The sequence below is a fragment of the Streptomyces bluensis genome (assembly GCF_014650715.1).
GTDB classification, from domain to species: Bacteria; Actinomycetota; Actinomycetes; order Streptomycetales; family Streptomycetaceae; genus Streptomyces; species Streptomyces bluensis.
The window spans coordinates 56896-83305 of record NZ_BMVM01000002.1 but is presented as its reverse complement, the minus strand read 5'-3'; the positions used below and the strand labels follow the sequence as shown (position 1 = coordinate 83305).

Below are 26410 nucleotides of genomic sequence, written 5' to 3'. Positions count from 1 at the left end.
CTGCTCAGGGCAGAGACTCAGGCCAGCCCGTCCACCAGGCGGAACGCCGTGTCCGACCAGTACAGCCGGCTGTTCTCCATCGGGTCGAGACGGAGGACGAAGTCCTTGTGGCGGAGGAAGCGGCCAGGGTAGTTGACGGACTCCAGCATGATCGCGTCCGTGTGGAAGGAGCGGCGGGGGCAGAACGTGGCGTCCTGCTTGAAGAGCTGCGAGCCGTCGTTGCGGTCGACGCGGAGGCGGAAGTTCTGGTGGCGCGCGTAGCGGCCGTCCTCCATGCGGAAGGAGTAGCAGGAGGAGTCCGCGAGGCCCGAGACGACCTGGAAGGTGGAGTCCTCCCGGGTCTCGCTGCCGCTGCGTGAGCTCACCCGGTCCAGCTGGATCACTCCGCTGCGCAGGTGCCAGTAGCGGTCCGGGTAGTTGACGGCCCGTATGGACTTCCACGACGAGGCCGAGGGCTTGGAGGAGGACGGCGGCTTCTTGCTGGGAGCCGCCGACTTCGACGGCTCCGGCTCGGCCTTCGCGCCGCCCTGTGGCGAATCGGACGCGGCCGGGCTCTTCGACGCGGTGGCCTGCGGTGAGGACAGACCGCTCTTGCCGACCGGAGCGGCGGGGGCGACGGTGGGCACGATCGGCTCCTCGGCCGCCGTCGTGCGGGCCGTGCGCTCCCGAGCGGAGGCCTCGGTGCGCGGTTCCTGCAGGGCTATCGCTGTCACACTGCCTAACAGGACCGCCATGGCGAGTGCGCCGGCCGCCCAGAGCCGGCGTGTGCCCGGAACCCGGGTCTGATCCGGTGATTCACCGGTTTCCCACACCTTCGGGGGCGAACTCCAGGGCACGGGGAGGTTGTCCGGAGTGAATCCGGGTTTTTCATCTGGCATGCGCGGTTCCCTCAGCGTCGCCACAGGCGTACGCGAAATCGTCGTCCGGAGTCGTCAGACGTCCGGTATCGGCACAGGAGGAAAAAAGGGGGTCACCGACACGCGGAACGGCTGTGGCCGCGACTACCGGGTGGGTGACCGGTGAAACAGTAGTGGAACTCGTAGGGAGCGGGCAGCCCTTTCAGCGAGCGGGTTCTCAGCCAATCCCGGTCTGGCTGGCGCGAGTTGAGGCTTTGCGTCACATTCACATCCCTTTCTCGGGGTGCTCCCGCGGGGGTGAAGCGGCTCAGCGCGAGATGTTCGGCCGGCGTACGCGCGCGATATGTACGGTCGTACGCATCGATCCGTACACTCCTCCCCATGGGATACGTACTGCTCTGCGGAGCCATCGCCGCGGAGGTGGTCGCCACGACCGCCATGAAGTACAGCGACGGTTTCAGCAGGCTGTGGCCCTCGCTGCTCACCCTCTTCGGGTACGCCGTGTCCTTCGTGCTGCTTGCGCAGACCCTGAAGACGATGGCGATCGGCACGGCGTACGCGATCTGGTCCGGGGTGGGTACCGCGACCGTCGCCCTGATCGGGTTGGCACTCTTCGGGGAAGGCCTGGGCATCGCCAAGGTCGCCGGGATCGTGCTGATCATCGGGGGAGTGGTGGTGCTGAACCTCGGAGGCGCGCACTGATGCCCCGCCGGTACGACCCCGAGCGGCGCCAGCGCATCATCGACGCCGCGATCCGGGTCGTGGGTGCGCGCGGCCTCGCCGGACTGAGTCACCGCACGGTGGCCGTGGAGGCGGATGTGCCGCTCGGCTCGACGACGTACCACTTCAAGACCCTCGACGAACTGATGATCGCCGCGTTGCGTCAGGCCAACGAGGGCTTCGCCAAGGTCGTTGCCGCGGGCGGGGCGCTGGAAGACTCCCGGACCGATCTCGCCGGTGAGCTCGCCGCGCTGACCGGGGAGTGGCTCGCGGGCGACCGTACGAGTGTGGAGCTGGAGTACGAGCTCTATCTCGCGGCCCTGCGCCGTCCCGCGCTGCGGCCCGTCGCGGCCGAGTGGGCCCAGGACTTCGCCGAGCTCATCGCCCGTCGTACCGATCCGGTCACCGCCCGGGCCCTGGTCGCCCTGATCGACGGTATCTGCCTACAGGTGCTGCTGACGGGGGCGCCGTATGACGAGGAGTACGCGCGGGAGATGCTGGGGCGTGTGATGCGGTGATGCGGTGACGGGGGGTCGGTACTGGCGGGCGTGCGGGGCGTGCGGGGCGTGCGTGTTGCGGGGCGTCCGGTTTCGCCCCCGCCGCCCCTACCCGTCCCGTCCCCAGGGGCTCCGCCCCTTCGACCCCGCCAAGGGGGCTCTCCCCCCTGGAACCCGCGATTTCCGGGGCTCTGCCCCGGTCCCCTCTCCGGGGTTCCGCCCGACCCCCCCAGCCTCTGGGCTCTGCCCCCTGGAACCCCGATTCCGGGGCTTCGCCCCGGACCCCGTTTCGGGGGCCGCCCCCGGGCCCCCGCTCCTCAAAGGCCGGACGGGGGGCGGATTCCCAGCCCGTCCGGCGTTTGAGGACGAGGCCGTTCAGGCCGACAGCGGGGGTCTGGGGGCGGAGCCCCCAGGGATGAGGCGGGTAGGGGCGGCGGGGGCGAGAAAACCCAGGTGCGTGCCCGGGGCCGCCCGCGGGCGCGACCGGCACATGAGACGGCCCTGCCATCGGTTCGCTTCCTTGACCCCCCGCCGGTTAGGTTGCCCTCATGACCGACACGACTGCTCCTCGCACCACCGGCGCCGTGGCCGCCGGTCTCGCCACGATCGCCGCCGACGGCACCGTTCTCGACACCTGGTTCCCCGCGCCCGAGCTGACCGACGCGACCGCCGAGGGCCCCGGCCCGGCCGGCAGCGAGCGGCTGTCCGTCGAGAAGGCCGTGGAACTGCTCGGTGAGGGTGCCGCGAAGGCGATCGGGCCGGACGCCCGCCGGGGCGTCGAGGTGGTCGCGGTCCGTACGGTCATCGCCTCCCTCGACGAGAAGCCGATCGACGCGCACGACGTCTACCTGCGTCTCCACCTGCTGTCGCACCGGCTCGTCAAGCCGCACGGCCAGAGCCTCGACGGCATGTTCGGCTTCCTCGCCAACGTCGCCTGGACCTCGCTCGGCCCGGTCGCCGTCGACGACATCGAGAAGGTCCGGCTCAACACGCGGGCCGAAGGGCTGCACCTCCAGGTGACGTCCGTCGACAAGTTCCCGCGTATGACGGACTACGTCGTCCCGAAGGGCGTCCGTATCGCCGACGCGGACCGTGTGCGGCTCGGTGCGCACCTCGCCGAGGGCACCACCGTCATGCACGAGGGCTTCGTGAACTTCAACGCGGGCACCCTGGGAACCTCGATGGTCGAGGGCCGCATCTCCGCCGGTGTCATCGTCGGCGACGGTTCCGACATCGGAGGTGGCGCCTCCACGATGGGTACGTTGTCGGGTGGCGGCAACGTGATCATCGCCATCGGCGAGCGTTGCCTCATCGGCGCCGAGGCGGGCGTCGGCATCGCGCTGGGTGACGAGTGCGTCGTCGAGGCCGGTCTGTACGTCACCGCCGGCACCCGCGTCACCATGCCCGACGGGCAGATCGTCAAGGCCCGTGAGCTGTCCGGTGCCTCGAACATCCTGTTCCGCCGCAACTCCATCACCGGCAAGGTCGAGGCCCGCCCGAACAACGCGGTCTGGGGCGGCCTGAACGAGATCCTGCACAGCCACAACTAGCGGCCACGACCAGCGGCCACGACCAGTGCGGGCTGCTGTCAGGCGGCGACCAAACCCTCGTACGCCGCCAGCAGCCCGTCGGCCGCCTCTCGGCCGGCGGGCCGCAGCGGCGCCCGGACCGGGCCGGCGGGCAGCCCCAGCCGCCCGAGCAGCGCCTTCGCCGTCACGGTGCCGGGCAGGCCGGAACCCATCATCAGCTCGGTCAGCGGGATGGTGAGTCGCTGGCGGCGGCCGGCCTCGGCCGTGTCCCCCGCGTCGAACGCGTCGATGATCGCGCGGAAGTGACGAGGCGTCACATTAGCGACGGTACTGACGTACCCGCTCCCGCCGATCGCGTACAGCGCCAGCACGTACTCGTCGCAGCCCGTGTAGTACGCCATCTCCGTCCGGGCCAGCACCTTCTGGGTGCCCAGCAGGTCGTACGCGCAGTCCTTGACCGCCACGATCCGCGGGTGCTCGGCCAGCCGGATCATGGTCTCCGGCTCGATACGGGTGCCGGTGCGGCCGGGGATGTCGTACAGCGCGAGCGGCAGCCCGCAGGCGTCGGCGAGCTCGCGGAAGTGGGCCTCGACGGCGTCCTGCGGGGGCCTGCTGTAGTACGGCGTGACCGCCAACAGACCGTCCGCTCCCGCCTTTTCTGCTGCGAGGGCGAGCTCCACGGTGTGCCGTGTGTCGGCCGTCCCGACGCCCGCGACAATGTGGGCACGCGCCCCGACCGCCTCGCGGACCGCACGTACGAGCTCCGCCTTCTCCGTGTCCGACGTGGTGGGCGACTCGCCCGTCGTACCGGACAGGACCAGACCGTCGCAGCCTCCGGCCACCAGCCGGTCGGCCAGCCGCTGCGCGCCGTCGAGATCCAGCGCGCCCTCCGCGGTGAAGGGCGTGACCATCGCGCAGAGCGCGCGGCCGAAGGGGGCGGGGCGTGGCGTCGTCATGAGGGTAGTGTCGGCACGGCCACGGTGAAGATCTACTTAATTCTTCTACGAGATGTTGGGCAGAGCTGCTACGCGGACGCGGCGTGTGCCCTCGACGTACAGCGAGAGGCCCTGGTGCGAAGCCGTCCCTTTTGGGTCACCATGGCAGGACGGTCAGCAACGTCACGTCATGTCATGGTCATGGGAGGCGTCATGAGGCTCGGCAAGGCACTCGCCACGGGGGTCGCGGAGGAGCGGGACCAGCCGTACGAGGAGGAACTGCGACTCCCCGAGGAGAGCAGGGAGACCGAGGGGGCCGAGGCGTCGGAGGCGGCCGCGGCTGAAGAGGTACCGGTCGCGCGATGAGGCTGCGGCTCCCCGAGGAACGTCCGGCGGAGCCGCCGACCGGATACAAGATCGCCCACCCGATGCTGTCCCAGGACGGCACCCGGGCCGGTTTCACCGGGGTGTCGCTGGGTGGCGCGCTGCCGTACGGAGTCCTCGACGAGGCCCGGTGCGTCTACGGACTCAGGCACCGTGCTCCCGCGCGCCTGTGCGACTGCGGCTTCCACTGTGTGCACGACCGGGCGGCGGCCGAGGCGCTGCTGTGCACCGGCGAGCACCGCGCGGCCGTGCTGCTGGAGGTCGCCGTGCTCGGTGCCTACATCCGCTTCGAACTCGGCTTCCGGTACGCCCGCCAGCGGGTGAGGCGTGCGACGGTCGGGCCGTGCGCGTGCGGCGCGGCGGCCGTGGCCCTGGCCGACGCCGGCTGGGGGCGGCCGGGCTGGCGCGCCCTGGCCGCCGCGTGCGCGGGCTGCGTCCGCGGTCGTCCGTCGGTGTCGCTCGCCTCCTTCGCCCGGCTGGCGGGGGAGGGGCTGCGGGTCCGGGCGGCTGCGGTCAGCGCGGGCGCGGTGAGTACGGGCGCGGTGGCGGGCGCATCGTGCGGCGCAGAACTGGGCGTCCCCGAACTCGTCGCGGAGGCGGCGCTGCTCCAGGCGCGGCTCGACTGGTTCCAGAGCCAGTTGGTCAGGCTCGGTGAACGCGGACCCGGGGCGCCGCCGGAAGGGCCGCCTCCGCAGGGGTAACGCCGCCTGGGACGGGTACTCGGCGCACCCCGGACGAGAGGAGGCGGGACACAGTGACCGGGACCCTGGACACCAGGCCCGCACGACCCACGGCGGCCGAGCACCACTCCGTCGGTGAACTGGTCGGGCAGGCCACCGAACAGCTCTCCACGCTTGCACGACAGGAACTCGCTCTCGCCAAGGAGGAGCTGGCCGCGAAGGGACGCCGCGCGGGCCGTGGCGGTGGGCTGCTGGGTACGGCCGGCGCCCTCGGCTATGTGGGCCTGATGGCTTTGGCGGGCGCCGCCGTCGCCGCGCTGGCGCTGGTGCTGCCCGTGTGGGCCGCCGCGCTCATCGTCGCGGGGGCGCTCTTCGTGATCGCGGCCGTGCTGGCGGCGACCGGGCGCGCCCAGCTGCGCCGCGCCACGCCGGCCACGCCCGCGCAGGCCATCGACAGCCTCAGGGCGGATGTCGAGGAGATCAAGGGAAGGGCACACCGATGACCAGCACCTCCGGCGGCTCGGCTGGTTCGATTGGCCCGGCTGGTTCGAGGGGAATGCCACAACCTCCTCGCTCGGCCGGGGCCAAAGGGCCCGACGAGCTGCGGCAGCAGATAGCGATGACACGTCATCAGCTCGGTGACACCGTTGAGGAACTGGTCGCCAAGACCGACGTGAAGGCGCGGGCACGGGCCCAGGTGGCGGATCTGAAGGGCTCCGCCTCCCATGCGGCGCACTCCGTGCGGGAACGGGTGCCGCGTGTGACGCGGGCCGTGGTGATCGGCGGTGTGGGCGTCGCCGCGGCGGCGGTCGGCGCGGTGACCTGGCGGCAGCGCGAGGCGTCGCGGGCTGTGATGTGGGGGCGGCGGCGTCGGGCTGTGATGTGGGGGCGGCGTCGGTCTTCCTCGGCTTCGGCGCTCCGCCGCGACGTCGCGCGACGCATTCAGCGGATTAGGCGCTCGTAGCGCGTGGGGTTCCTGGGCGGCCGGGGTGCGGGGGTGGCCTGGTGCGAGGGTGGCCCGGTGTGGGGGTCGTCGTGGGGGTCGCCCCCCGCCACACCCTCCCGTCCGCACACTCCGCACCTGCCCTGCCTGCCTCCGGGCTTGACCTGAATCTTGGTTGAGGTTGGAGGGTGGTCGGTACACGCACCCGTACCGACAGCCGGAGGCCGGCATGACCCGTCGTACCCAGGCACACCCCCAACTCGACAATCCCAAGGTGGGGGCACCCTTCTTCAGCACCTGGAAGGTGGGAACGCCCCTGCGGCAGCGGCAGACCGTGGAGGCGATCGCCGCCACCTGGGAGCGGCGGCCCTGGCCCGTCGAGGGGCTGCTCGGCTACTACGTCTACACAGGGCTGGACGGCTCAACCCTGCTCCACTACTCGCAGTGGGCCGACGAGCAGGCGTACGAGGCCTTCGCGCGGACCCGGCGGCAGGAGCGCAACGACGAGATCGACACCGCCGTGCCGGGTATCGAACGCCAGAGGCTCGGGCGGTACCGGCGCTACCGCGCCCTGACGCGGGACGAGGCCCCGGTGCCGGGCTGCATCGTGATCGTCGATGTGGAGTTCGAGGGCCCTGACCCCGACCGGCAGCGCGCCTGGGTCGACGCCGTCCTCGGGGCGCTCGACAGCGAGCCCGACCCGCACCCCGGCGGCATCTCCGCCCACTTCCACCTCGGCACCGACGGCACCAGGGTCCTCAACTACGCCGAGTGGGAGACCGCCCAGGCCCACATCGACGCTCTCGCCGCACCCGGCGACGGAATCGGTACGCCGGCGGCCCAAGCGCAGTGGGAGCGGGTGCGGACGTGGCCCGGACTGAAGAGCAGCACGGTCAGTCGGTACACGTACGCCCTCGGTCTCGTCCCTGACTGACCCGCCCGCATCCGCGAGGGTCCCGGGCCGGTGCTGTCATGGCCGGTGCCGGGCGTGGTGCGGGTGGTGAGGCGGGGGTTCGGGGCGCCGTTTGCCGCTGGGCATGACCGGGTGCCGTCCGAGGACGATGACACCGCTGACCACCGCGACCACCGCGGCCGCCTGCAAGGCCAGTGCGCCGGGCGTGGTGCGCAGCTCGTCGTGGAGGAAGCCGATGCCGCAGCCGATGCCGCTCAGGGGCTCGGCGGCGGTCAGCGCGGGCAGGGACAGCCGCAACGGCCCGGCCTCGAAGGCACTCTGCACCAGGAGCAGACCCACCACCGCCAGCGCCAGCACACCCCAGGGCTGCCACGAGACGAGCAGTCCGGTGATTCCCCTGTCACCGAGGATGCCGCCGGAGACGCGGGTGAGCGCGTCCTGGAGCCCGTAGAGGGTGCCGGCCGCGGCGGCCAGGAGGGGCGGCCGGTACAGCAGTCGCAGGTGCCGGGCGATGCCCACGAGGATTCCGGCCAGACCCAGGACACAGGCGATCACCAGCCACTGCCGCAGCGCGCCGACCTGGCCCTGGCCGCTGTGCGGCTGCCCCGCCAGGATGAAGACCGCCACCCCGCCGCTGAGGGCGAGTGCTCCCAGCCATCCCGACCAGCCCAGCGGTTGGTCGCCCATCCATCGGGCGAGAGCCATCGCGAAGAGCAGGTTCGTGGTGAGCAACGGCTCGACCTGGGCGAGGCCGCCGTGTGTCAGCGCGATCGCCCCGAGGATCTGGCCCATGACCATGCAGCCGATGCCCGCCAGCCACAACGGCACCCGCACCAGGTCCAGCAGCAGTCGGTAGGACAGCATCAAGGACAGCGGTTCGCGTTCGGCCGCGTGCTGCTGGAGGACGAACCCGAAGCCCAGCAGACACGCGGCGGGAAGGCTGTAGAGGTACACCACGGCCAGTCATCCTCCTGCCTGGACCGAGCGAAGGCTCTGGACTGCCGGAGCCCGGCCAGGACCGTTCCGCAAAGTCACCCACGTGGCCTATCGCCGTGCCGTCGTGTGCCGGCCCCGGGGAACCATGACGGCACCTCGCTCAGAGGGCGGTCACCTCGTCGGTTCCGCGCGGGCCCGGCCCGTCCGCGCCGGTTCCAGGACGGCTCGCGCACCGCGGGTGCGCGCGTCGCCGCACGTTTGAAAGCCGTGAGCTCCGGCTACCCCTCGATGGTCGTTGTCATCGCCGGACGCGCGGGAACGGCCGGGACGGAGAGGTGCGCTCGCGGGTGGTCGGCGGACTCCGACGCCGTACCGGACCCCATCGGTCAAGGAGGTCACCTTGGGACGCTCCACGGCGGATCCGTACCCGGCCGCGTCCGCTCTCCTGCCAGGCACTGTGCCCATGACAGGCGTGGCGCTCGTGACGGGTGCCTCCTCCGGGATCGGGGCGGCTGTCGCGCGGGCCCTGGCGAAAGAGCGGTGGGCGCTGCTGGTCTCCGGACGTGACCGGGTCCGGCTGGACAGGGTGGCGCACGAGACGTCCGGCGTCGCGATTCCCTGCGACCTGTCCGGCGCCGAGGGCGCCCGCCAGTTGGCCGACCGGGCCCTTCGGCGGGTTCCGGCCCTCGATCTGCTCGTCGCCGCGGCCGGTGTGGGCTGGGCCGGACCGTTCACCTCGATGCCCAGCAGTGAGGTGGACCGGCTGCTCACGGTGGACCTGGCCTCGGTGGTGCATCTGGTCCGGCAGGTCCTGCCCCACATGGTGGAGCGGCGCCGAGGCCGGCTGGTGCTGATGGGCTCCGTCGCGGGGTGCGTCGGCGTACGGGAGGAAGCGGTGTACTCCGCGGCGAAAGCGGGACTCGGCGCCTTCGCCGACGCGCTGCGGTACGAGCTGAAGGGAACCGGCGTGCGGCTGACCCACGTCGTGCCAGGGGTGGTGGACACTCCCTTCTTCGCCCGGCGAGGGGTGCCCTACTGCCGTAGGCGCCCGCGTCCGATCCCGCCCGAACGGGTGGCCGCGGCAGTCGTCGCGGCGGTGCGTAGGGAACGTCACGACGTGTTCGTGCCTGGCTGGCTCCGTGTGCCGGTCGCGGTTCGGGGCCTCGCGCCCTCCTCGTACCGGCGTCTGGCGGATCGGTTCGGCTGAACGCGGCGACAGCGCGCCGTGCGGGAGCCAGGGGCGCAGGCGCAGCGCGGCCCGAACGCCAAGGGAACCCAAGGGAACCCAAGGGACGCCGAGGGATGCCAAGGGACACCAAAGGACGCCAAAGGAGACGGACATGCGGGTCGGTGTGGATCGGGGCCGGTCGTGGGGCGCGGCCGTGGCCGTCGTCCCGGCACTCGTCGCCGCGGCCCACATCGTGCCCGCCGGGACCTGGCTCTCCGGCCCGCGGCGCGCATGGCTGCCTGCTCTGGCGGGCGTCGGCCGCCGCGACCATGTCGCGCTCACCTTCGACGACGGGCCCGATCCCCGCTCCACCCCTGCTTTCCTGGCCGCGCTGGACGAGCTGTCGGTCCGAGCCACGTTCTTCGTGATGGGTGAACAGGTACTGCGGCACCGGCGGTTGAGCCACGCCATCGTCCGGCGCGGTCACGAACTCGCCGTCCACGGCTGGACGCACAACCGCCCATGGTGGCCGGCGCCGGGCAGAGAGGCCCGACAGCTGGCGCGAGCCGCGCACGCGGTGGCGGAGGTGTCCGGCGCACCTCCCACCTGGTACCGGCCCCCGTACGGCATCCTGACCGGTGACCGGCTGCTGGCCGCGCGCCGCACCGGGCTGCGCCCGGTCCTGTGGACCGCCTGGGGCCGCGACTGGAACGCCCGGGCCACCGCCGAGTCCGTGGCGACGACCGTCCTGGCGGACCTGCGGGGCGGCGGCACGGTGGTGCTGCACGACACCGACCGCCAGGCGGCACCGGACTGCTGGCGGGCGGCGCTGGCCGCGTTGCCCGGTCTGGTGGGCGCGTGCCGGGCGGTTGGCCTGACGATCGGGCCGCTCGGTGAGCACGGCGTCGGGAGTCGGCACCCGCCGAGGAGGCGGGAGCCCGGTGATCCGTACGTCGCGGGCCGGGGCGCGCACGAGTAAGCGGCCAGGCCGTACGCCCGACGCCGCCGTTGAACGGTCAGGTCTGTCCGCAAGCGCAGAGTCGTTCCAGCGGGCCCACGACGTCACCCCGGAAGAGGCAGCGGTCGGCGGGGGCCCGGCGACCGGGGACCGGGCCGTCCGAGGCGAGGCGGTCCAGGGACCGCATCAGCTGCCATGAGTCGGCGGCGTACTCGGTCAGGCCCAGTGCCGCCATGCGGCGTGCCCCCTCCGCCCCATGGCCCGGGATCGGACGGTACGCGACGACCGGGACACCGACGGCGAGTGCTTCCAGCGCCGTCTGCCCGGCGGCGTTGTCGACCAGTGCCACGCATGCCGCCATCAGGCCCGGCATGTCGTCCACCCAGCCCATGGCGAGCGTTCCCGGCACCTTCGACAGGAGCCGGCGCATGCGCTCGTTCCGCCCGCACAGGACGACCGGCAGGTAGCCGGCGCCGACCAGGAGCCGCGCCGTCGCGTCGAGCCGGCTTCCCACCCCCCACGCGCCCGCGGACATCAGCACGGGCGGGCGCCCGTCGCCGGCCGTGAGCCGCCGCCAGTACGCCTCGCCGGCCGGCTGCGGGCGGAAGCGGTCCGGCAGCAGCGGACCGCAGGCGACGGCGGGTCGTCCCAGGCGGTGCCGCACGTCCCGGGCGATCTGCGCGGTGAGGCACAGGTGGAGATCGTTGCCCCGGTGCAGCCATTGGCGGTGGACGGCGAAGTCGGTGATGACCACCGCGCTGGGCACCGCGAGCCGTCCGCGGGCCCGCATCCGCCCGGTCAGCTGGGCGGCGAGGTGGAAGACCGGGACGACCGCGTCGGCGTGACTGCCCGCCACCCGCTCACGCAACCGGTCCTCGGCGAGCGCCACGAGCGGCGCACTCCCCGGCTGCGGACGGGGACCGGCGCCGCCGCGGAAGAAGGCGGCGTAGATGCCCGCGTACAGCAGGGGGGCATGCCGGACCGTCGCGTGGTAGAAGCCCCGCAGCCCGGCCCCGATGCGGGCGGGGAGCAGCTCCAGTACGTCCGTGTGCACCGCCTCGTGCCCGGCCAGGCGCAGGCGCCGGGCCAGCTCGGCGGCCACCGCGTCGTGGCCCGATCCCATGCTCGCGCTGACCACGAGGAGGCGGCTCACGGCAGACGCCGCACAGGCACGGTGGCGGCGCCCCGTCCGGACACGAGAACGTGCGGGGACAGGCAGGGCGCCGGAAGGCACGGGCACTGGCAGAAGCACCTCTGCGGCATGGTCACCTCGTATCGAGCACTGAGCAGCAGTTCTCCGCGGCCCCGGCCGCCCAACAGTCACCGACCGCACCGACCGCACCGACCGCACCGACCGCACCGACCGCACCGACCGCACCGACCGGGATCCGCCCGTCGCACGGAGCCGTTATGGGAAGATTTATCACCGTGCACGGCAGTTTGGTCTGTGTTCACTCTGCCCACCTCCGTCCCTCCATCGGCTGTACGGCGGCCGCTCGGCGGGTCTTCCCGTCCCCCGTGAACGACAGGCACTCGCATGAACGCGCTCACCGTCGTCATGGCCCTGCTCTCCGCGCTGTCCAACGCGACGGCGTCCGTCCTGCAGCGCCGGGCCGCCGTCGAGCCCGACGACGTCTCCGGCCGCGGTGTCAAAGCGGCGACGGCCCGTCTGACGGAGCTCCTGAGGCGTCCGTACTGGTGGGCCGGAGCGACGGCCCTGGTGCTTTCGGCTGTCTTCCAGGTCATCGCCCTTGATGCCGGGCAACTGTCAGTGGTGCAGCCGCTGCTGACCACCGAACTGCTGTTCACCCTGCTCGTCGGCGCCGCCGTCTTCCGGTCCCGTCCCGGCGCGGGGACGTGGCGATCCTTCGTGATGCTCGCCGGAGGGCTGGCGGTCTTCCTGCTCAGCGCCTCCCCGTCACCCGGAGTCGAGCGGGCCGGCGACTGGCGCTGGCTCGCCGTCGGAGGCGGGCTGGCGTGCTGTGTCGCCGTCCTGCTGGCGGCCGCCCGGCGCGTGCACGGGCCCCTGCGGGCCGCGCTGCTCGGCGCCGCGACCGCTGCCTGCTTCGCGGTCACCGCCGCGCTCATCAAGGAGGTGACCGGGCGATTTCCGGGAGGACCCACGGCGGTCCTCACCACCTGGCACACCTACGCCGGTGCCGCTACCGGCCTGCTGAGCGTGCTGCTCCTCCAGTGGACGCTGCGGGCCGGCACCCTGGCCGCCTCCCAGCCGGCCCTGGCCCTGGGGGACGCCCTGATCAGTGTCACCCTCGGCGGCCTGCTGTTCGGGGAGAGCATCGCCCTGGGCTGGCGCGTGCTGCCCGAAGTGGTGGGCGTCGGCCTGATGGCGATGGGCATCGTCGGCCTGACCCGGTCGCCCGTGGTGGCCGGCGACCGAAGCTGGGACGAGGTGGAACCGTAGTCGACCCCCGCGCCTGTGCGGCTTCCCCTCACCGAGCGATACCGAAAACTTAATCCGTCTGGACAAAAAAAGTTTTCGGTGCGAAGGTGGAGCCATGTTGGACGTGACCGTGATCGAGGACCCGGCGGCGGCCGCCGCCTCGCTGGACCCCGTACGGGCCCGGCTGCTCGCCGAACTGGCGACAGGGCCCGCGTCGGCCGCCATGCTGGCCGGCCAGGTCGGCCTGCCCCGGCAGAAGGTGAACTACCACCTCAAGGCGCTGGAGCGGCACGGTCTGGTCGAGTTGGCGGGCGAGCGCCGCAAGGGAAATGTCACTGAGCGGCTGATGCGGGCGACCGCCGCGTCGTACGTCATCTCGCCCCTCGCGCTCGCCGCCCTCCAACCCGACCCGGACCGCTTCCGGGACCAGCTCTCCGCCCGCTGGCTGCTCGCGCTCGGCGCCCGGCTGGTCCGGGACGTCGGCACCCTGATCAGGGGCGCCGCGAAGGCCCGCAAGCGGCTCGCGACCTACGCGCTCGACGGCGAGGTGACCTTCGCCTCGGCGGCCGACCGGGCCGCCTTCATCGAGGAGCTGACGGCCGGCGTGAGCGCCCTCATCCGCAAGTACGACGCCGCCGACGCCGAGGGTGGCCGCGGCCACCGGATCGTCGTCGCCGTCCACCCCACGGTCAAAGCCGGGACCGGCGAGCCCCGGGCAGCGGAGCCCGAGACCCCGGAACTCACCCGGAACTCCCCCGATGACACGAACACCTGACGCACAGGAGCCCGCCATGTCCAAGGAATTCGAGATCGCCCGCGAGTTCGAGGTCGACGCCACGCCCGAGCAGGTGTGGGACGCGTTCACCAGCGGCACCGGCGGCTGGCTGTGGCCGATGGAGGCCCCCGAGCCGCGCGAGGGCGGCACGGGCCCCTTCGGATCCGACGTGACCGTCTGGGACCCGCCGCACCGGTACACCAACCGCGTCGAGAACGTGGAGGGCATCTCCGAGCAGACCCTCAACCAGCTCGACTACACGATCGAGCCGCGCGACGAGGGCCGCCGCGCCTGGGTGCGGTACGTGCACAGCGGCATCTTCGTCGACGACTGGGACAACCAGTACGACGGCGCCAGCAAGCACACCGACTTCTATCTGCACACCCTGCGCCAGTACCTGACGCACTTCGCCGGCCGCCCGGTCACCGCCTTCGCCACCTTCGACGGACCCGAGGCGTCCAAGGCGCCCGACGCCTTCGCCGCCGTGGGACGGGCCCTCGGAGTCACCGAGGACACGCCCGCGGGGACCCGGGTGACGGTCCAGGGCGCCGACGCCGTGGTCGACTTCCGCAACCCGTACTTCATCGGACTGCGCACCGACGACGCCCTCATCCGCTTCTTCGGACGAAACCACTGGGGCGCCCCGGTCGGCGTCAGCGTCCACGACTTCGCGCCGGACGCCGACGCCAAGGCCGACGAAACCGCCTGGCAGGGCTGGCTGAACGGGGTGTTCAGCCGGCCCTGAGCCCCAGGGCCCTTGGGCCCCGGGCCGTCAGCGGCTACGGCCGCAGCCGCAGCACCTGCGGGTCGTGGTCGCTGATCTGGTCGTTGAACTCCGAGTTGATGTGCACGCTGTCGTACGTGAACTCGGCGGAGCTCCGGATCGACGGGCTGATCAGGATCTGGTCCAGCACCTGGCTGTTGCCCTGGTAGTCGTAGGTGTAACGCTCGCTCTTCGGCAGGGACTTGATCGCCGACCAGAGGGCGCCACCGTCCTCCAGGAGCCGCACGGTGTCGGAGAACTCGAAGTCGTTGATGTCGCCGAGGGCGATGACGTCCGCGTCCTTCTGGGCCGCCAGGATCTTCTTGGCGAACGTGTTCACCGCGGTCGCCTGAAGGTGGCGCTGGGTCTCCGAGCTCCGCTTCGGCGGCTGGTACTGCGAGTGCAGCGCCTGGTCGCCGCCCTTCGACGCGAAGTGGTTCGCGATCAGGAACACCGTCCTGCCACGGAAGGTGAACTCGCCGACGAGCGGCTTGCGGCTGTTCTTCCAGGCGTCGCCGGCGGGGTCGATCCGCCCCGGGGAGGCCGTCAACTGCGCCTTGCCATGCACCTTCGTCACACCGACCGCGGTGGTCGCGTCGCCGCCGGCGCGGTCGGTGAAGGAGACCCGCTCGGGGTTGAACAGGAACACCTGGCGGATGTTGCCGCCCGGCTCGCCGCCGTCCGCGAGGTCGACCGGGTCGACGGACCGCCAGTCGTACGTCGGGCCGCCGGCCGCCGCGATCGCCTCGATCAGCTTCTTCACCGTCTGGTCGGCGGCGACCGTACCGTCGTTCGTCGCGCCGTTGTTGTCCTGGATCTCCTCCAGGGCCACGATGTCGGGCGACTGGAGGTTGCTCACGATCGCCTGCGCGTGGTCGGCGAAGGTGCCGTCGGACGGGTCCAGGTTCTCGACGTTGTACGTCGCCACCGCCAGCTCGCCCTGCGCCTGCTTGCGGGTGGTCTCGCGCTTCAGGCCGCCCTGCTCGATGGTGCCGAGCCGGTCGGCGACGAGGGTGTAGCCGCCGAACTGGCTGTAGTCCAGCGGCCCGGCCGTCGTGCCCTTCAAGGTGTCGCCGACATTCGCCTTCGGGAAGTCGGCGGCCGCGCCCAGCGACTGGATCTGCAGCCGGCCGGTGTTCTGCGAGGTGTACGAGCCGTAGACGGTGCCGCCGCGCCGCGTCGCGTTCTCGCCCGGCTTCACCGTGACCCACAGCTCGGCGTACGGGTCGGTGGCCGTCACCACACGGGTGTCGGCGACCTGGACGTTCATGCCCTCCAGGGACTCGTAGTAGTCCAGGGCGTACTTCGTGGGCTCCAGGGTGAGGCCGTTGATCGAGCCGCTCGCGGCCGTGTCACCGTTCGGTGTGTACGCGTCCGGCACCGACTCCGCGTCGATGACCGTGGCGGCCGGAACGGCGTTGCCGCTGGAGACCACCGTCACCGTCGGGCGGGAGATCTGCGTCAGGGACTGGTTTCCGGACGACGTGCCGCCCGGTACGTATTCGGCCACCGTGCCGGAGACGGTGACCGAGTCGCCGACGGCGACGTTCGGGGTGGAGCCGGTGAAGACGAAGACGCCCTCACTCGTGGCCGGGTTGTCGTCCGGCTCGGTGTCCTGCATCCAGAAACCCCGCGACGAGCCGTAGGTCCGCACGCCGGTGACGATGCCCGCCACGTCCGTGACCTGCTGGCCGGCCAGCGGGGATATTCGGGTGCTGCCCTGGATGTCGTGGATGCGCACGGTGCCCGCCTGGGCGGTGCTGGTGACCACCAGGGCGGACGCCGCGGAACAGGCGGCGACGACGGTGAGCGCGGCGATGCGTACGGTTTTCCTGCTCGGCAAGGGAGATCCCTCCGGGGACGTGCGTGGGTCTGCGACAGGGGTGAATCCAGGGACGAACGCAACCGGTGGGGCGGTGGCGACGTGCGTAGAGACGGGGCCGGCAGCCGTGTGCGGGTGCTGCCCACGAATTTCTACGCGCGTCAATCTCCTGCCTGGTCAGGCCGGGTGTCAAGGTTTCAGCCATGTACGGCTCGTGACGGGACCGTGAACCGGGCGGCTTGGGTGGAAATCCGTCTAGGCTGAGCCGTTGCCGGGTGTTACGGGGTGGTCACCGGGGCGTGTGTGTCCGGAGGCGGCCGTGGTACCCGGTACGCGTACTGCCGGCCCTGTTTGTTCGTGCTTGACTGCTCATAGTGCCGTACGTGCCGTGGAATCCTGGCTCACGGTGTCGTGGCCCGGGTGTCGAGGCGCCCGTCCTGTTCGTCCGGAGGAGAAACCAGCCGATGTCAGACAGCTCTCCCCTGCCCCCGGTGCGGCTGCACTCCGAAGCGGAGCTGGCGCGGGAGGCGCTCGCCACACCCCTCCTCTCACGCGCCGCGCGGCTGGCCCGCTGGGCCGGACCGGAGACGCGTGTGGGCGCCGGAGGTGAGCTGATCGACGACCAACTCCCGCAGGCGGCCGCCGAACTGGGCCTCACGGGCGAGGACGCGGCCGCCTTCGCGAGCGAGGCATGGCGGGTGGCCGTCGACACCGGCCTCGTGGAGATCGTCGACGAGGAGGAGGGCACCGTCACCGCGGGCGCCGAGCTGCGCATGCTCACCTCCGGCGGGCCCCGGGACGTGCTGGGTGTCTGGCTCGGGGCGCTGGAGACCGTACTGGCCGACGCGGCTGTGCCCGAGCTCGACGACCTCGTCGACGCCATGGCCGAGGGCGGCCCGGTCGACCTCTCCGGGCTGGACTGGGATCCCGAGGCGGAGGCGGAGTTCCTCGACGGGGTGCTCGGCAACCTCTACCTGCTGACCGTGAGCGAGGACGGGCCCGGCGACGGTCCGGTGCCGCTCCCGGCCCTGGCGGCGTCGGTGATCATTCCCGACGACATGGGGGAGCCCACCAACGACGTGCTGGAGCAGGTGTCGGACGCGATGATGCGGCTCGACGACCAGTTCCGGCTGCTGGAGCCGGCCGGGCTCGTCGCCTACCAGCCCGTCGACGAGGCGCTCATGACGGATGCGGAGGACGGCGCCCAAGACGCCGCGGGGGACGCCGAGGGGGATGCCTCCCCCTCGGTCGACGACGCCGACGTCACGCGCTACGGGATGGTGCGGCTCACCCCGCTCGGGCTGTACGGACTGCGGGCCCGGCTGCTGGAGGCCGGTGTCCCGGCGCCCGCCGTGGGGGATCTGGCGGACAAGGGCGCCGACGCGCTCCTGGACGGCACGGCCGCCTTCCCCCAGACGGCCGCGCGGGCGGAGACGGAGCAGTGGCTCGCCCGCCGCGAACCCCTCGCCGCGGCCCGTGAGCTGCTGGCGGCCGCGCGGGGCTCCGACCCGGGCGCCCCGCTCCGGCGCCTGCGCTGCCAGCAGGCGCTGTCCCTCGTGGGTTCCCTCGCCGAGCCCGCGCTCCGTGAGGTCCTCGACGACGCGGAACTGGGCGGGCTCGCCCGGGTCTGGCTCACCGAGCACGGTGCCGCGGACGTGCCCCCGCCGCCCGAGTCCATGGTCTTCTGGCTCACCATCGACACGGTGGCCGCGCAACTGGCCGCCGAGGGCAACTCGGCGGAGCTCCAGGCCCTCGTCGAGGGCCTCGCCCGGCAGCACAGCGGCTTCTTCACTACGGCCTGGCGCGTCGACCACCCCGCGACCGCGGACGTCCTGGAGGCCATGGGCCGCCTCCACCCCGACAAGAAGGTCGCCAAGGAGGCCCGAAAGGCGGCGTTCAAGGCGAGGTCGCAGCGCGGGGAGTGAGCGAGGGGAAGCAGCGCGGGGCGAGATATGTCAGGGCAACGCCTCGGCGTCGTCCCGTGTTCAACCGTCGTTCAGGGACGAGCGGGACGGTGTGCCCGCAACGGGTCCGCCACCCTCCACGGCATCCTCCCCGTCACAGGAGACACCATGTCGCTCACCCGCAGGGACTTCGCCGCACGCTCCGCGATCACCGGCGCCGGCGTCGCACTGGCCGGCAGCGTAGGCTCCCTCGCCTCAGCTCCGAACGCCCTCGCGTCCACCGACACCGAGAACGCGGGGGAGGGGACGGCGGAACAGCACGGTGGCGGAGTCGGCTACGGGCCGCTGATCGCCGACCCCAAGGGCATCCTCGCGCTCCCCGCCGGATTCACGTACAAGATCATCACCTACAGCGGCAGGACCAAGCTGGAGTCCGGCGAGGTCACCCCCTCCAACCACGACGGCACGGCCGCCTTCCCCGGTCCCCGCGGCACCACCCTCCTCGTCAACAACCACGAGCTCAAGGGTCCCCGCAGCAAGTGGACCTACCCCGTGCCGCTCACCGAGGGCCTCGTGTACGACCCGGCCGCGTCCGGCGGCTGCACGGTCGTCGAGGTCCGCCCCGACGGCCGGGTCGCCGAATGGGTCGGCATCGCCGGTACCTCCACCAACTGCGCCGGCGGAAGCACCCCCTGGGGTACCTGGCTCACCTGCGAGGAGAACTCCGACAAGGCCGGCGTCAACGGCATGACCAAGGACCACGGCTACGTCTTCGAGGTCGACCCCGGCGACCGGCGCGCCAACCGCGAGCCCAAGCCCCTGAAGTTCTTCGGCCGTTACGACCACGAGGCCGTCGTCATCGACCCCAAGCGCGGCCACGCCTACCTCACCGAGGACGCCTCCGGCCCCAACGGCCTCTTCTACCGCTGGACCCCGCCGAAGGGCTTCGAGCACGGCCCCGGCAGGTTCCGTACGCTCGCCGACGACGCGGGCGTCCTCCAGGCCCCCAGGTGCTACGACTCCGGCGGCCGTTACGTCGACGACCTCTCCCGCGCCACGAAGATCGGCACGGTGTACGGCGTCGACTGGGTGGACGTCCCCGACCGCGACGCGAAGACCGTCGACGTACGCAAGCAGTTCGGCGCCGGTGAGATCACCCGGGCCCGGAAGCTGGAGGGCATGTGGTGGGGCGACGGCGGCGCGTACCTCGTGTCCTCGTACGCCCGTGAGGAGAGCCCCGTCCAGCACGACGGCCAGGTCTGGTTCTACGACCCCAGGCGCCGCACCCTCACGCTGAAGGTCCTGCTGGGTGTGAACCCCGACCCCTCGAAGGACGGCGGCTTCGACGGCCCGGACAACATCACCGTCTCCCCGTACGGCGGCTTGGTCATCGCCGAGGACGGCGAGGGCATTCAGCACCTCTTCGGCGCCACCGACAGCGGCCGGACGTACCCCATCGCCCGCAACGACCTGAACATCGGCACCGAAGAGGAGCCGGAGTACAGCGAGTTCGCCGGCGTCACCTTCTCGCCCGACGGAAAGACCCTGTACGCCAGCATCCAGACCCCCGGCATCATGCTCGCCATCACCGGGCCGTGGAAGCGGCAGCGTAAGTGACGGATGGTGGGCCGAGGGCACACCTCGGCCCACCGCCCGCCACCGGGCGGGCCACGGCCTTGTGCGCACCTGGGCCGACATCTAACATTTCAGTTATGACCGCCCTGCAGCCCGTGCGCCGCACCCTCCTCAGGGACCGCGCCTACGAAGCGCTCCGGGACGCCATCGTGGCCGGGGAGATCGAGCCCGGCACGGTGGTGCGGGACGCGGATCTCGCGGAGCGGCTCGGGCTGTCGCGGGCGCCGGTGCGCGAGGCGTTCTCCCGGCTCGTCGACGAGGGGCTGCTGGAGAGCAAACCGCAGAGCTACACACGGGTGACCCCGGTCGTGGCCTCCGACGTGCGGGACGCCGCGGCCGTGGTCGGGGCCATGCACGAGCTGGTCACACGGGTCGCCGTGCCCCGGCTGTCCGCCGCGGACGTGACGTCGATGCGATCGGCCAACGAGCGGTTCGCGCAGGCCGTGCACGCCGGCGACGTGGACACCGCCCTGCGCGCCGACGACGAACTGCACGACGTGCTCGTACGCGTCAGCGGCAACCGGGCGGCCGCCGCCACCATCGCCCGCTACACCCCGCTCATCCGCCGGCTGGAGCGACGACGCTTCGGCGAGGGCGGCGCCTGCCGTTCGGCCGGGCTGCACGAGCAGTTGATCGGGGCCTGCGCCGCGGGTGACGTGGACGAGGCGGTCCGCGTCACGGCGGAGATCTGGCGCAGCCTCGGGGGCGTGGACACGCTCGACGGCAACCCGGCGGCCGCCGCCGAAGAGGCCCACTGACCCAGGGAGGCTCCCTTGTCCCTTTCCTCCTACGAGCGTTACCCCCTTCTCTTCGGGCCGTCGCCCGTGCACAGCCTGGACCGGCTCACCGAACACCTCGGCGGCGCCGCCCTCTGGGCCAAGCGCGAGGACTGCAACTCCGGTGTCGCGTACGGCGGGAACAAGACCCGCAAGCTGGAGTACCTCGTCGCCGACGCCCTCGCGCAGGGCTGCGACACGCTGGTCTCCATCGGCGGGGTGCAGTCCAACCACACCCGCCAGGTCGCCGCGGTCGCCGCCCGTGCCGGACTCAGGTGCGTGCTGGTGCAGGAAAGCTGGGTGGACTGGCCGGACGCGGTCTACGACAAGGTCGGCAACATCCTCGTCAGCCGCCTCGCCGGAGCGGACGTACGGCTGGTGAGGGCCGGCTTCGGCATCGGCTTCAAGGAGAGCTGGGAGCAGGCGCTCAGGGAGGTCGAGGACGGCGGCGGCAAGCCGTACGCCATTCCGGCCGGCGCCTCCGACCATCCCCTCGGTGGACTCGGCTTTGCCGGGTGGGCCTACGAAGTCGCCGAGCAGGAGCGGGAGCTGGGGGTCTTCTTCGACACGGTCGTGGTGTGCTCCGTGACCGGTTCCACGCAGGCGGGCATGGCCGCCGGGTTCGCCGCGCTTCAGGAGGCGGGCGGCCGACCCCGGCGCGTGCTCGGCATCGACGCCTCCGCGGAGCCCGCCCGCACCCGCGAGCAGATCGCCCGCATCGCCCACCGCACCGGCCGGCTCATCGGCGTACGCAGGGAGTTGACGGAGGCGGACATCGAGCTGGACGAGCGGTACCACGCGGGCACGTACGGCGTGCCCGACGAGGCGACCCTGGACGCGATGCGCCTCGCCGCCCGCACCGAGGGCATGATCACCGACCCCGTGTACGAGGGGAAGTCCATGGCCGGGATGATCGACCTGGTGACCCGGGGCGAGATCGGCCGGGACTCCACCGTCCTCTACGCCCACCTGGGGGGACAGCCCGCGCTGAACGCGTACAGCGCGCTGTTCTGAGACTCTCGGCAGCCGCCGCGGTCGGGGGCCTGGGGCATCGCCTTCGTGCTGCCCAGGGCCCGTACCGCAGTTGCCGGATACAGTGCACAGCGTGTGGGCCGACAACCAGCAGCGGGAGCCGCGTACCGACCAGCCTGACGGCCCGCGCCGCCGGGCCACGATCCACGATGTCGCCCGGCTGGCCGGAGTGTCACGCCAGACGGTCTCCCGGGCGGTCAACGACAAGGGCGAGATCGACCCGGCCACGAAGGAGCGGGTACTGGAGGCGGCCCGCCTGCTCGACTACCGGCCGAGCCGGTTCGCGCGAGGACTCGTCCGCAAGGGGGCGGTGACGGCGGGTCTGGTGATCCCGGACCTGATGAACCCGTTCTTCCCCGAGGTGGCCGCCGGTGTGCTGGAGGCCGCCGAGCAGCGCGGCTGGCAGGTGGTGGTGTGGGACACCCGCACCGACGACACCAGGGAGCGCGAGGCGCTCGACGTGCTGTCCCATCAGGCGGACGCGGTCGTGGGCTACTTCAGGAACGAGGACGACATCCTCGCCCGGCACCTCGGCGGTGTGCCGCTGGTCCTGCTGGAGCGCGGCCCGCAGCAGACCCGCTTCGCGGCGGTGGGCATCGACGCCGCCGCCGGCCTGGAGCAGGGCATCGCCCATCTGGTCCGCGCGGGGCACCGCAGGATCGGCATGCTGGACGGCGACCGGCGCGACGTGCCCGGCCCCCGGCGGGAGGCATTCCTGGCCGAGATCCGGCGGCACGGCCTGTCCGTCGACGAGAGCTGGGTCGTGATGTGTCCCGAGCACAGCGTCGCGGGCGGTGAGGCGGGCATGGCGCGACTGCTGGACTCCCGGCCCGAGGTCACCGCGGTCTTCGGTTTCAACGATCTGATCGCCATCGGCGCGATGCGTGCCGCCCGGCGGGCCGGGCGGCGGGTACCCGACGACCTGGCCGTCATGGGCTTCGACGGACTCTCGCTGGGGGAACTGGTGGAGCCCGCCCTGACCACTCTGCACCTCGACAAACGGCAGCTGGGACGGCTGGCCGTCGAGCAGGTGGCCCGGCTGCGCGCGGGCGAGGGGCCGTTGAACGGCGCGGACGCGTGGGTGCGGCCCGAGTTGGTGGTACGGGGCTCGGCGTAGCGCCTGGCAGGTGGATCCGGTCGGGTTCGCAGCGGCTGCCCCATCGCGGCCGTGGTTGAGTGCGGGTTCGTTGTGGCTTGTCGCGCCCACGTGGCGGAGCCGCATATCCCAGAGAGCCCCGCGCCCCTGAAGGCCGGGGCGTACCCGGCATCACCCCCGCGGGCACGGTCAGGCGTTTCAGCGCATGCACCCGAAGTGTCGATATGTCGGCCCATTGGTCTCAACACATCGGCCACGTACGTCCCTTGACACTGGTTTTCGGCCGCCCCGATACTCGACGGCAACGTTCACGTGAACGCTCACGAACCCCCGAGACGCTGTCGGCCCGAGCCCAGGTCCACCCGCCGACATCGTTGTCTTCAGCTTCACCCACCTGTCAGCGGGCCCGAGGGCGCCATGCCCTGACCGAGCCGTGCCCCGGAAAGTGAGTGCGCGCCCATGGAACACCGAACGATGACCCGCAGAAGGCTGCTGGGGGTCTCCCTGGGCGGCGCCGCTCTCCTGGGAATGTCGGGATGCGGCGCGAGCAGCGGCTCGGCCTCCGCGGGCACCGACCACCTCAGCCTCTGGTACTGGAAGGGCTCACTGAGCGACACCCTGCTCGCCACCGCCAAACGCGGCGTCCCCGGTATGCCGGGGCTGAAGGTGCAGGGCTCGCAGATCCCCGACGGCGACATCGACTCGAAGGTGCGGACCAGCCTCGCCGCCCGCGCCTATGTACCGGACATCACGGTCGCGAACTCCGACAACCTCGCCACGTTCTTCCCCGACGAGAACGAGTTCCTGGACCTCAGAACGCTCGGCGCGGAAGCGGTCCGGGACAGGTACCTCGACTGGAAGTGGAAGAGCTGCTTCACCCCATCGGGCCGGATGATCGGCTTCCCCCTCGACGCCGGCCCCACCGCGCTCTACTACCGCAGGGACCTCTTCCAGAAAGCCGGACTGCCCCATGAACCGCAGGACGTCGCCGAGGAGATCCCCACCTGGGAGAAGTTCATCGCCGCCGGGCGGACGCTGCGGGCCAAGGCGCCCGGCAAGCCGTACCTGGTGAGCAACATCGGCAACGTCTTCCAGCAGGTTCTGCTCCAGAGCCCCCAGCAGTTCGTGGACGCCGACAACCGCTTCATCGGCGACCAGCAGCACGTGCGGCGCGCCTGGGACCTCTCCGTGGAGCTCCTCCGCCGGCGGCTCAGCGCCGGGATCACGGACGGGACGCCCGACTTCAACGCGGCCATGAGCGGGGGCCGGGTCGCCACGATGACCACGGCGGTGTGGGCCATCAACGGCCTGAAGGACACCGCGCCGAAGACCTCCGGGACCTGGCGGCTGACCACCATGCCGGACGGCCCGGCCAACTACGGCGGCTCGTACCTGACCCTGACCCGCTACTGCCGGGACCCGGAGGCGGCCTTCGCCTTCCTGACATGGCTGCTCAGCCCGGCCAACCAGCTCAAGAGCTACCAGGAGATGGCCCTGTTCCCCACCACCCCGGCCTCCTACGCCGACCCCGCGATGCACACGCCCGACCCCTTCTTCGGCGGTCAGCAGCCCATCGATGTCTTCGGCCCGGCCGCCCAGAAGGCCCCGGTCGTCTACTTCAGCCCGTACGAGGAGAGCGCCAACACCCCGTTCTTCCAGGAGCTGACCAACGTGGAAATGCTCGGCAAGAACCCCGACAGGGCCTGGCGGGACGCGGTGAACACCGCCGAGACCACGCTGTCCCGGCTGGGGGTGAGCTGACATGGCCACCGTTCTCGACCCGACGGGCGCGCCGGCGGCAGACGAGCGGCGGGCCTCCCGCCGGGGCCGGTCCACCGCCCCGGGCGGACGCAGGCGCCATGTTCCGCCGCTCCTCGCCGTCTCCCCGTTCTATGTGCTGTTCGCCGTCTTCGGCACCTTCCCGGTGCTCTACTCCCTCTACCTGTCCTTCCAGGACTGGGACGGCATCGGCGACATGCGGTTCGTCGGCCTGAAGCAGTACGGCTGGCTGCTCCAGGACTCGGTGTTCTGGCACTCGGTGCTCAACACCTTCCAGATCTGGTTCCTGTCCACGGTGCCGATGCTGTTCCTCGCCCTGGTGCTCGCGTTCCTGCTGCACTCGCAGGTCCGCTTCACCGGCGCGTACCGGGTCGCGTACTTCATCCCCAACGTCACCTCGATGGTCGCCATGACCATCGTCTTCGGCTCGGTCTTCGCCCAGGCGGGCCTGGCGAACTCGGTGCTCAGGGCCGTCGGCCTCGACGGGGTCGGCTGGCTGTCCTCGGAGTGGGGCATCAAGTCGTCCGTCGCCATCATGATCATCTGGCGGTGGGTCGGTTACAACGCCCTGATCTTCCTGGCGGGCCTCCAGGCCATCCCCACCGAACACTTCGAGGCCGCCCGCGTCGACGGCGCGAACAGCCGGCAGACCCTCTTCCGGGTCGTGGCGCCGCAACTGCGCCCGGTGATCCTCTTCGCCGCCGTCACCTCCACCATCAACGGCCTGCAGATCTTCACCGAGTCGCAGGTGCTCTTCCAGTCGACCGACATCGGAAGCACGGGCGGACCCGGCCAGGAAGGGATGACCATCGTGCTCTATCTGTGGCAGAAGGCCTTCAAGGAGCACCAGTTCGGCTACGGGGCGGCCATGGGCTGGCTCCTCTTCGCGATCATCGCGATCTTCACGATCATCAACTGGCGGCTGGTGTCGGGCTCCGACCGCGACGACCGCCGCCCCGGCATCGCCGGTCTGCTGCGACGCAAGGGGGTCCGCGATGGCCGCTGACGACAGGACGACCAGCAACGCGGGCATCGGCATCGGCTCCGGCAGCAGGCTCACCCGGATCTGCGTCCGCGCGGCGCTGCTCCTGGGCGTGCTGATCTCGCTGTTCCCCTTCTACTGGCTGGTGGTGATGGCCTCCGGCACCACCCAGGACATCTACCGCTACCCGCCCAAGCTCGTACCGGGCCCGCACCTGCTGGACAACATGCGGCGCGTGCTCGACACCGTCGACTTCTTCGGCTCCCTCTTCAACACGATCGTCGTCGCCGTGCTCGGGACCGCGCTGGTGCTGTTCTTCGACTCGCTGGCCGCGTTCGCCTTCGCCAAGTACGAGTTCCCGGGCAAGAAGTTCCTCTTCGGCATGCTCCTGGTCACGTACATGATTCCCGCTCAGCTCTCCCTGGTGCCGCAGTTCGTCACCATGGCCGAGTTCGGGTGGGCCGGTTCGCTGAACGCACTGATCATCCCCAGCGCGGCCAACGCCTTCGGCATCTTCTGGATGCGTCAGTACGCCCAGAACTCGCTGCCCGACGAACTGCTGGACGCCGGACGGATCGACGGCGCCGGTTTCTTCCGGCTGTACTGGACGGTGGCACTGCCGCTGTTCCGGCCGGCGCTCGCCTTCCTCGGCATCTTCACCTTCATCGGCCTCTGGAACGACTACATCTGGCCCCTGGTCGTCATGATCAACCCGGACAAGGTCACCCTTCAGGTCGCCCTCGCGAACCTCAACGTCCTGTACAACTCCGACTACTCCCTCGTGATGGCCGGGGCGCTGATGAGTGTGATCCCGCTGATCGTCGTGTTCCTGATCGGGGCGCGGCACTTCCTGAGGGACCTGGCCGCGGGGGCGACGAAGATGTAGGGGTACGACGCCCCGGACGGACGCGGCGGTACGCGCCGG

The 26410-nt window shown here is 71.5% G+C and carries 26 protein-coding genes; 21 read left to right on the top strand and 5 right to left on the bottom strand.

Translation table 11 applies throughout. The features are described 5' to 3' along the window. Positions 1 to 17: 17 nt before the first annotated feature. A complete protein-coding gene (locus IE262_RS05555; protein ID WP_229877119.1) occupies positions 18 to 713 on the bottom strand; it encodes an AbfB domain-containing protein in 696 nt (231 codons plus the stop codon). A 525-nt stretch (positions 714 to 1238) separates the two neighbouring features. Here IE262_RS05555 and IE262_RS05550 point away from each other — a divergent pair. From IE262_RS05550 to dapD, 3 genes are all read left to right on the top strand, one after another. Beyond that, on the top strand, positions 1239 to 1559 hold the full coding sequence (locus IE262_RS05550; RefSeq protein ID WP_189871780.1) for a DMT family transporter: 321 nt from the start codon (positions 1239 to 1241) through the stop codon (positions 1557 to 1559). Then, on the top strand, positions 1559 to 2095 hold the full coding sequence (locus IE262_RS05545) for a TetR/AcrR family transcriptional regulator (RefSeq protein ID WP_189871778.1): 537 nt from the start codon (positions 1559 to 1561) through the stop codon (positions 2093 to 2095). The genes IE262_RS05550 and IE262_RS05545 overlap by 1 nt, the downstream gene beginning before the upstream one ends. A gap of 527 nt (positions 2096 to 2622) precedes the next feature. Beyond that, a complete protein-coding gene (gene dapD / locus IE262_RS05540) occupies positions 2623 to 3624 on the top strand; it encodes a 2,3,4,5-tetrahydropyridine-2,6-dicarboxylate N-succinyltransferase (protein WP_189871776.1) in 1002 nt (333 codons plus the stop codon). Positions 3625 to 3662: 38 nt separating this feature from the next. On the opposite strand, the gene dapA is transcribed toward dapD, so the two are convergent. Then, positions 3663 to 4559, bottom strand: a complete 897-nt coding sequence (dapA, locus tag IE262_RS05535; protein WP_189871773.1) for a 4-hydroxy-tetrahydrodipicolinate synthase — start codon at positions 4557 to 4559, stop codon at positions 3663 to 3665. A gap of 192 nt (positions 4560 to 4751) precedes the next feature. On the opposite strand from dapA, the gene IE262_RS05530 reads away from it, so the two are divergent. From IE262_RS05530 to IE262_RS05510, 5 genes are all read left to right on the top strand, one after another. Beyond that, a complete protein-coding gene (locus tag IE262_RS05530) occupies positions 4752 to 4904 on the top strand; it encodes a hypothetical protein (protein WP_166681812.1) in 153 nt (50 codons plus the stop codon). Further along, positions 4901 to 5623 (top strand): hypothetical protein, encoded by a 723-nt coding sequence (locus tag IE262_RS05525; RefSeq protein ID WP_189871771.1) that lies wholly within the window; start codon positions 4901 to 4903, stop codon positions 5621 to 5623. Before IE262_RS05530 ends, IE262_RS05525 begins: the two co-directional genes overlap by 4 nt. Positions 5624 to 5676: 53 nt before the next feature. Beyond that, a complete protein-coding gene (locus tag IE262_RS05520; RefSeq protein ID WP_134041888.1) occupies positions 5677 to 6105 on the top strand; it encodes a phage holin family protein in 429 nt (142 codons plus the stop codon). Then, positions 6102 to 6566, top strand: coding sequence for a DUF3618 domain-containing protein (locus IE262_RS05515; RefSeq protein ID WP_134041886.1), 465 nt, complete (start codon positions 6102 to 6104; stop codon positions 6564 to 6566). The genes IE262_RS05520 and IE262_RS05515 overlap by 4 nt, the downstream gene beginning before the upstream one ends. 208 nt (positions 6567 to 6774) lie before the next feature. Beyond that, on the top strand, positions 6775 to 7479 hold the full coding sequence (locus IE262_RS05510; RefSeq protein WP_189871769.1) for an antibiotic biosynthesis monooxygenase: 705 nt from the start codon (positions 6775 to 6777) through the stop codon (positions 7477 to 7479). A 36-nt stretch (positions 7480 to 7515) separates the two neighbouring features. Here IE262_RS05510 and IE262_RS05505 read toward each other — a convergent pair whose 3' ends face one another. Beyond that, positions 7516 to 8415, bottom strand: a complete 900-nt coding sequence (locus tag IE262_RS05505) for a DMT family transporter (RefSeq protein ID WP_134041882.1) — start codon at positions 8413 to 8415, stop codon at positions 7516 to 7518. A 442-nt stretch (positions 8416 to 8857) separates the two neighbouring features. Here IE262_RS05505 and IE262_RS05500 point away from each other — a divergent pair, with 442 nt between their 5' ends. Both IE262_RS05500 and IE262_RS05495 read left to right on the top strand, forming a co-directional pair. Next, complete coding sequence (locus IE262_RS05500; RefSeq protein WP_189872811.1) at positions 8858 to 9601, top strand: SDR family NAD(P)-dependent oxidoreductase; 744 nt, start codon at positions 8858 to 8860, stop codon at positions 9599 to 9601. A gap of 133 nt (positions 9602 to 9734) precedes the next feature. Next, the gene (locus IE262_RS05495; RefSeq protein WP_189871767.1) at positions 9735 to 10541 is read left to right on the top strand and encodes a polysaccharide deacetylase family protein; all 807 of its coding nucleotides are present in this window, start codon (positions 9735 to 9737) and stop codon (positions 10539 to 10541) included. A 37-nt stretch (positions 10542 to 10578) separates the two neighbouring features. On the opposite strand, the gene IE262_RS05490 is transcribed toward IE262_RS05495, so the two are convergent. Next, complete coding sequence (locus IE262_RS05490; protein WP_189872809.1) at positions 10579 to 11643, bottom strand: MGDG synthase family glycosyltransferase; 1065 nt, start codon at positions 11641 to 11643, stop codon at positions 10579 to 10581. 414 nt (positions 11644 to 12057) lie between these two features. On the opposite strand from IE262_RS05490, the gene IE262_RS05485 reads away from it, so the two are divergent. The 3 genes from IE262_RS05485 (at position 12058) to IE262_RS05475 (ending at position 14441) form a co-directional block, all read left to right on the top strand. Beyond that, a complete protein-coding gene (locus tag IE262_RS05485) occupies positions 12058 to 12942 on the top strand; it encodes a DMT family transporter (protein ID WP_189871765.1) in 885 nt (294 codons plus the stop codon). Between the two features lie 94 nt (positions 12943 to 13036). Then, positions 13037 to 13696, top strand: coding sequence for an ArsR/SmtB family transcription factor (locus tag IE262_RS05480; protein WP_189871763.1), 660 nt, complete (start codon positions 13037 to 13039; stop codon positions 13694 to 13696). Between the two features lie 16 nt (positions 13697 to 13712). Continuing rightward, positions 13713 to 14441, top strand: coding sequence for an SRPBCC family protein (locus IE262_RS05475; RefSeq protein WP_189871761.1), 729 nt, complete (start codon positions 13713 to 13715; stop codon positions 14439 to 14441). A 34-nt stretch (positions 14442 to 14475) separates the two neighbouring features. On the opposite strand, the gene IE262_RS05470 is transcribed toward IE262_RS05475, so the two are convergent. Continuing rightward, positions 14476 to 16302, bottom strand: coding sequence for a DUF8508 domain-containing protein (locus tag IE262_RS05470; protein WP_189871759.1), 1827 nt, complete (start codon positions 16300 to 16302; stop codon positions 14476 to 14478). Positions 16303 to 16745: 443 nt separating this feature from the next. Between IE262_RS05470 and IE262_RS05465 the strand changes: the two genes are divergently transcribed. The 8 genes from IE262_RS05465 (at position 16746) to IE262_RS05430 (ending at position 26371) form a co-directional block, all read left to right on the top strand. Continuing rightward, positions 16746 to 18206, top strand: a complete 1461-nt coding sequence (locus tag IE262_RS05465) for a hypothetical protein (RefSeq protein ID WP_189871757.1) — start codon at positions 16746 to 16748, stop codon at positions 18204 to 18206. A 147-nt stretch (positions 18207 to 18353) separates the two neighbouring features. After that, positions 18354 to 19802, top strand: a complete 1449-nt coding sequence (locus IE262_RS05460; RefSeq protein WP_189871755.1) for an alkaline phosphatase PhoX — start codon at positions 18354 to 18356, stop codon at positions 19800 to 19802. Positions 19803 to 19897: 95 nt separating this feature from the next. Further along, entirely contained in the window at positions 19898 to 20578 is a 681-nt protein-coding gene (locus tag IE262_RS05455; RefSeq protein ID WP_189871753.1) for a GntR family transcriptional regulator, read from the top strand. Positions 20579 to 20593: 15 nt separating this feature from the next. Continuing rightward, positions 20594 to 21610, top strand: coding sequence for a 1-aminocyclopropane-1-carboxylate deaminase (locus tag IE262_RS05450; RefSeq protein ID WP_189871751.1), 1017 nt, complete (start codon positions 20594 to 20596; stop codon positions 21608 to 21610). A 91-nt stretch (positions 21611 to 21701) separates the two neighbouring features. After that, positions 21702 to 22745: a LacI family DNA-binding transcriptional regulator gene (locus IE262_RS05445; RefSeq protein ID WP_189871749.1), complete on the top strand. Its 1044-nt coding sequence runs from the start codon at positions 21702 to 21704 to the stop codon at positions 22743 to 22745. A 453-nt stretch (positions 22746 to 23198) separates the two neighbouring features. Beyond that, positions 23199 to 24485 carry an ABC transporter substrate-binding protein gene (locus IE262_RS05440; RefSeq protein ID WP_189871747.1) on the top strand — a complete coding sequence of 429 codons (1287 nt, stop codon included), beginning with the start codon at positions 23199 to 23201 and terminating at the stop codon, positions 24483 to 24485. A gap of 1 nt (position 24486) precedes the next feature. Then, positions 24487 to 25509, top strand: coding sequence for a carbohydrate ABC transporter permease (locus IE262_RS05435; protein ID WP_189871745.1), 1023 nt, complete (start codon positions 24487 to 24489; stop codon positions 25507 to 25509). Beyond that, positions 25499 to 26371: a carbohydrate ABC transporter permease gene (locus tag IE262_RS05430; RefSeq protein ID WP_134041856.1), complete on the top strand. Its 873-nt coding sequence runs from the start codon at positions 25499 to 25501 to the stop codon at positions 26369 to 26371. The genes IE262_RS05435 and IE262_RS05430 overlap by 11 nt, the downstream gene beginning before the upstream one ends. The last annotated feature ends 39 nt before the right edge of the window (positions 26372 to 26410 follow it).

Bases quoted from the DNA above. Each gene is read 5' to 3' on its own strand.
- IE262_RS05550 (WP_189871780.1), top strand. From the start codon at position 1,239: ATGGGATACGTACTGCTCTGCGGAGCCATCGCCGCGGAGGTGGTCGCC.
- IE262_RS05545 (WP_189871778.1), top strand. From the start codon at position 1,559: ATGCCCCGCCGGTACGACCCCGAGCGGCGCCAGCGCATCATCGACGCC.
- dapD (WP_189871776.1), top strand. From the start codon at position 2,623: ATGACCGACACGACTGCTCCTCGCACCACCGGCGCCGTGGCCGCCGGT.
- dapA (WP_189871773.1), bottom strand. From the start codon at position 4,559: ATGACGACGCCACGCCCCGCCCCCTTCGGCCGCGCGCTCTGCGCGATG.
- IE262_RS05530 (WP_166681812.1), top strand. From the start codon at position 4,752: ATGAGGCTCGGCAAGGCACTCGCCACGGGGGTCGCGGAGGAGCGGGAC.
- IE262_RS05525 (WP_189871771.1), top strand. From the start codon at position 4,901: ATGAGGCTGCGGCTCCCCGAGGAACGTCCGGCGGAGCCGCCGACCGGA.
- IE262_RS05515 (WP_134041886.1), top strand. From the start codon at position 6,102: ATGACCAGCACCTCCGGCGGCTCGGCTGGTTCGATTGGCCCGGCTGGT.
- IE262_RS05510 (WP_189871769.1), top strand. From the start codon at position 6,775: ATGACCCGTCGTACCCAGGCACACCCCCAACTCGACAATCCCAAGGTG.
- IE262_RS05500 (WP_189872811.1), top strand. From the start codon at position 8,858: ATGACAGGCGTGGCGCTCGTGACGGGTGCCTCCTCCGGGATCGGGGCG.
- IE262_RS05495 (WP_189871767.1), top strand. From the start codon at position 9,735: ATGCGGGTCGGTGTGGATCGGGGCCGGTCGTGGGGCGCGGCCGTGGCC.
- IE262_RS05490 (WP_189872809.1), bottom strand. From the start codon at position 11,643: ATGGGATCGGGCCACGACGCGGTGGCCGCCGAGCTGGCCCGGCGCCTG.
- IE262_RS05485 (WP_189871765.1), top strand. From the start codon at position 12,058: ATGAACGCGCTCACCGTCGTCATGGCCCTGCTCTCCGCGCTGTCCAAC.
- IE262_RS05480 (WP_189871763.1), top strand. From the start codon at position 13,037: ATGTTGGACGTGACCGTGATCGAGGACCCGGCGGCGGCCGCCGCCTCG.
- IE262_RS05475 (WP_189871761.1), top strand. From the start codon at position 13,713: ATGTCCAAGGAATTCGAGATCGCCCGCGAGTTCGAGGTCGACGCCACG.
- IE262_RS05465 (WP_189871757.1), top strand. From the start codon at position 16,746: ATGTCAGACAGCTCTCCCCTGCCCCCGGTGCGGCTGCACTCCGAAGCG.
- IE262_RS05460 (WP_189871755.1), top strand. From the start codon at position 18,354: ATGTCGCTCACCCGCAGGGACTTCGCCGCACGCTCCGCGATCACCGGC.
- IE262_RS05455 (WP_189871753.1), top strand. From the start codon at position 19,898: ATGACCGCCCTGCAGCCCGTGCGCCGCACCCTCCTCAGGGACCGCGCC.
- IE262_RS05440 (WP_189871747.1), top strand. From the start codon at position 23,199: ATGACCCGCAGAAGGCTGCTGGGGGTCTCCCTGGGCGGCGCCGCTCTC.
- IE262_RS05435 (WP_189871745.1), top strand. From the start codon at position 24,487: ATGGCCACCGTTCTCGACCCGACGGGCGCGCCGGCGGCAGACGAGCGG.
- IE262_RS05430 (WP_134041856.1), top strand. From the start codon at position 25,499: ATGGCCGCTGACGACAGGACGACCAGCAACGCGGGCATCGGCATCGGC.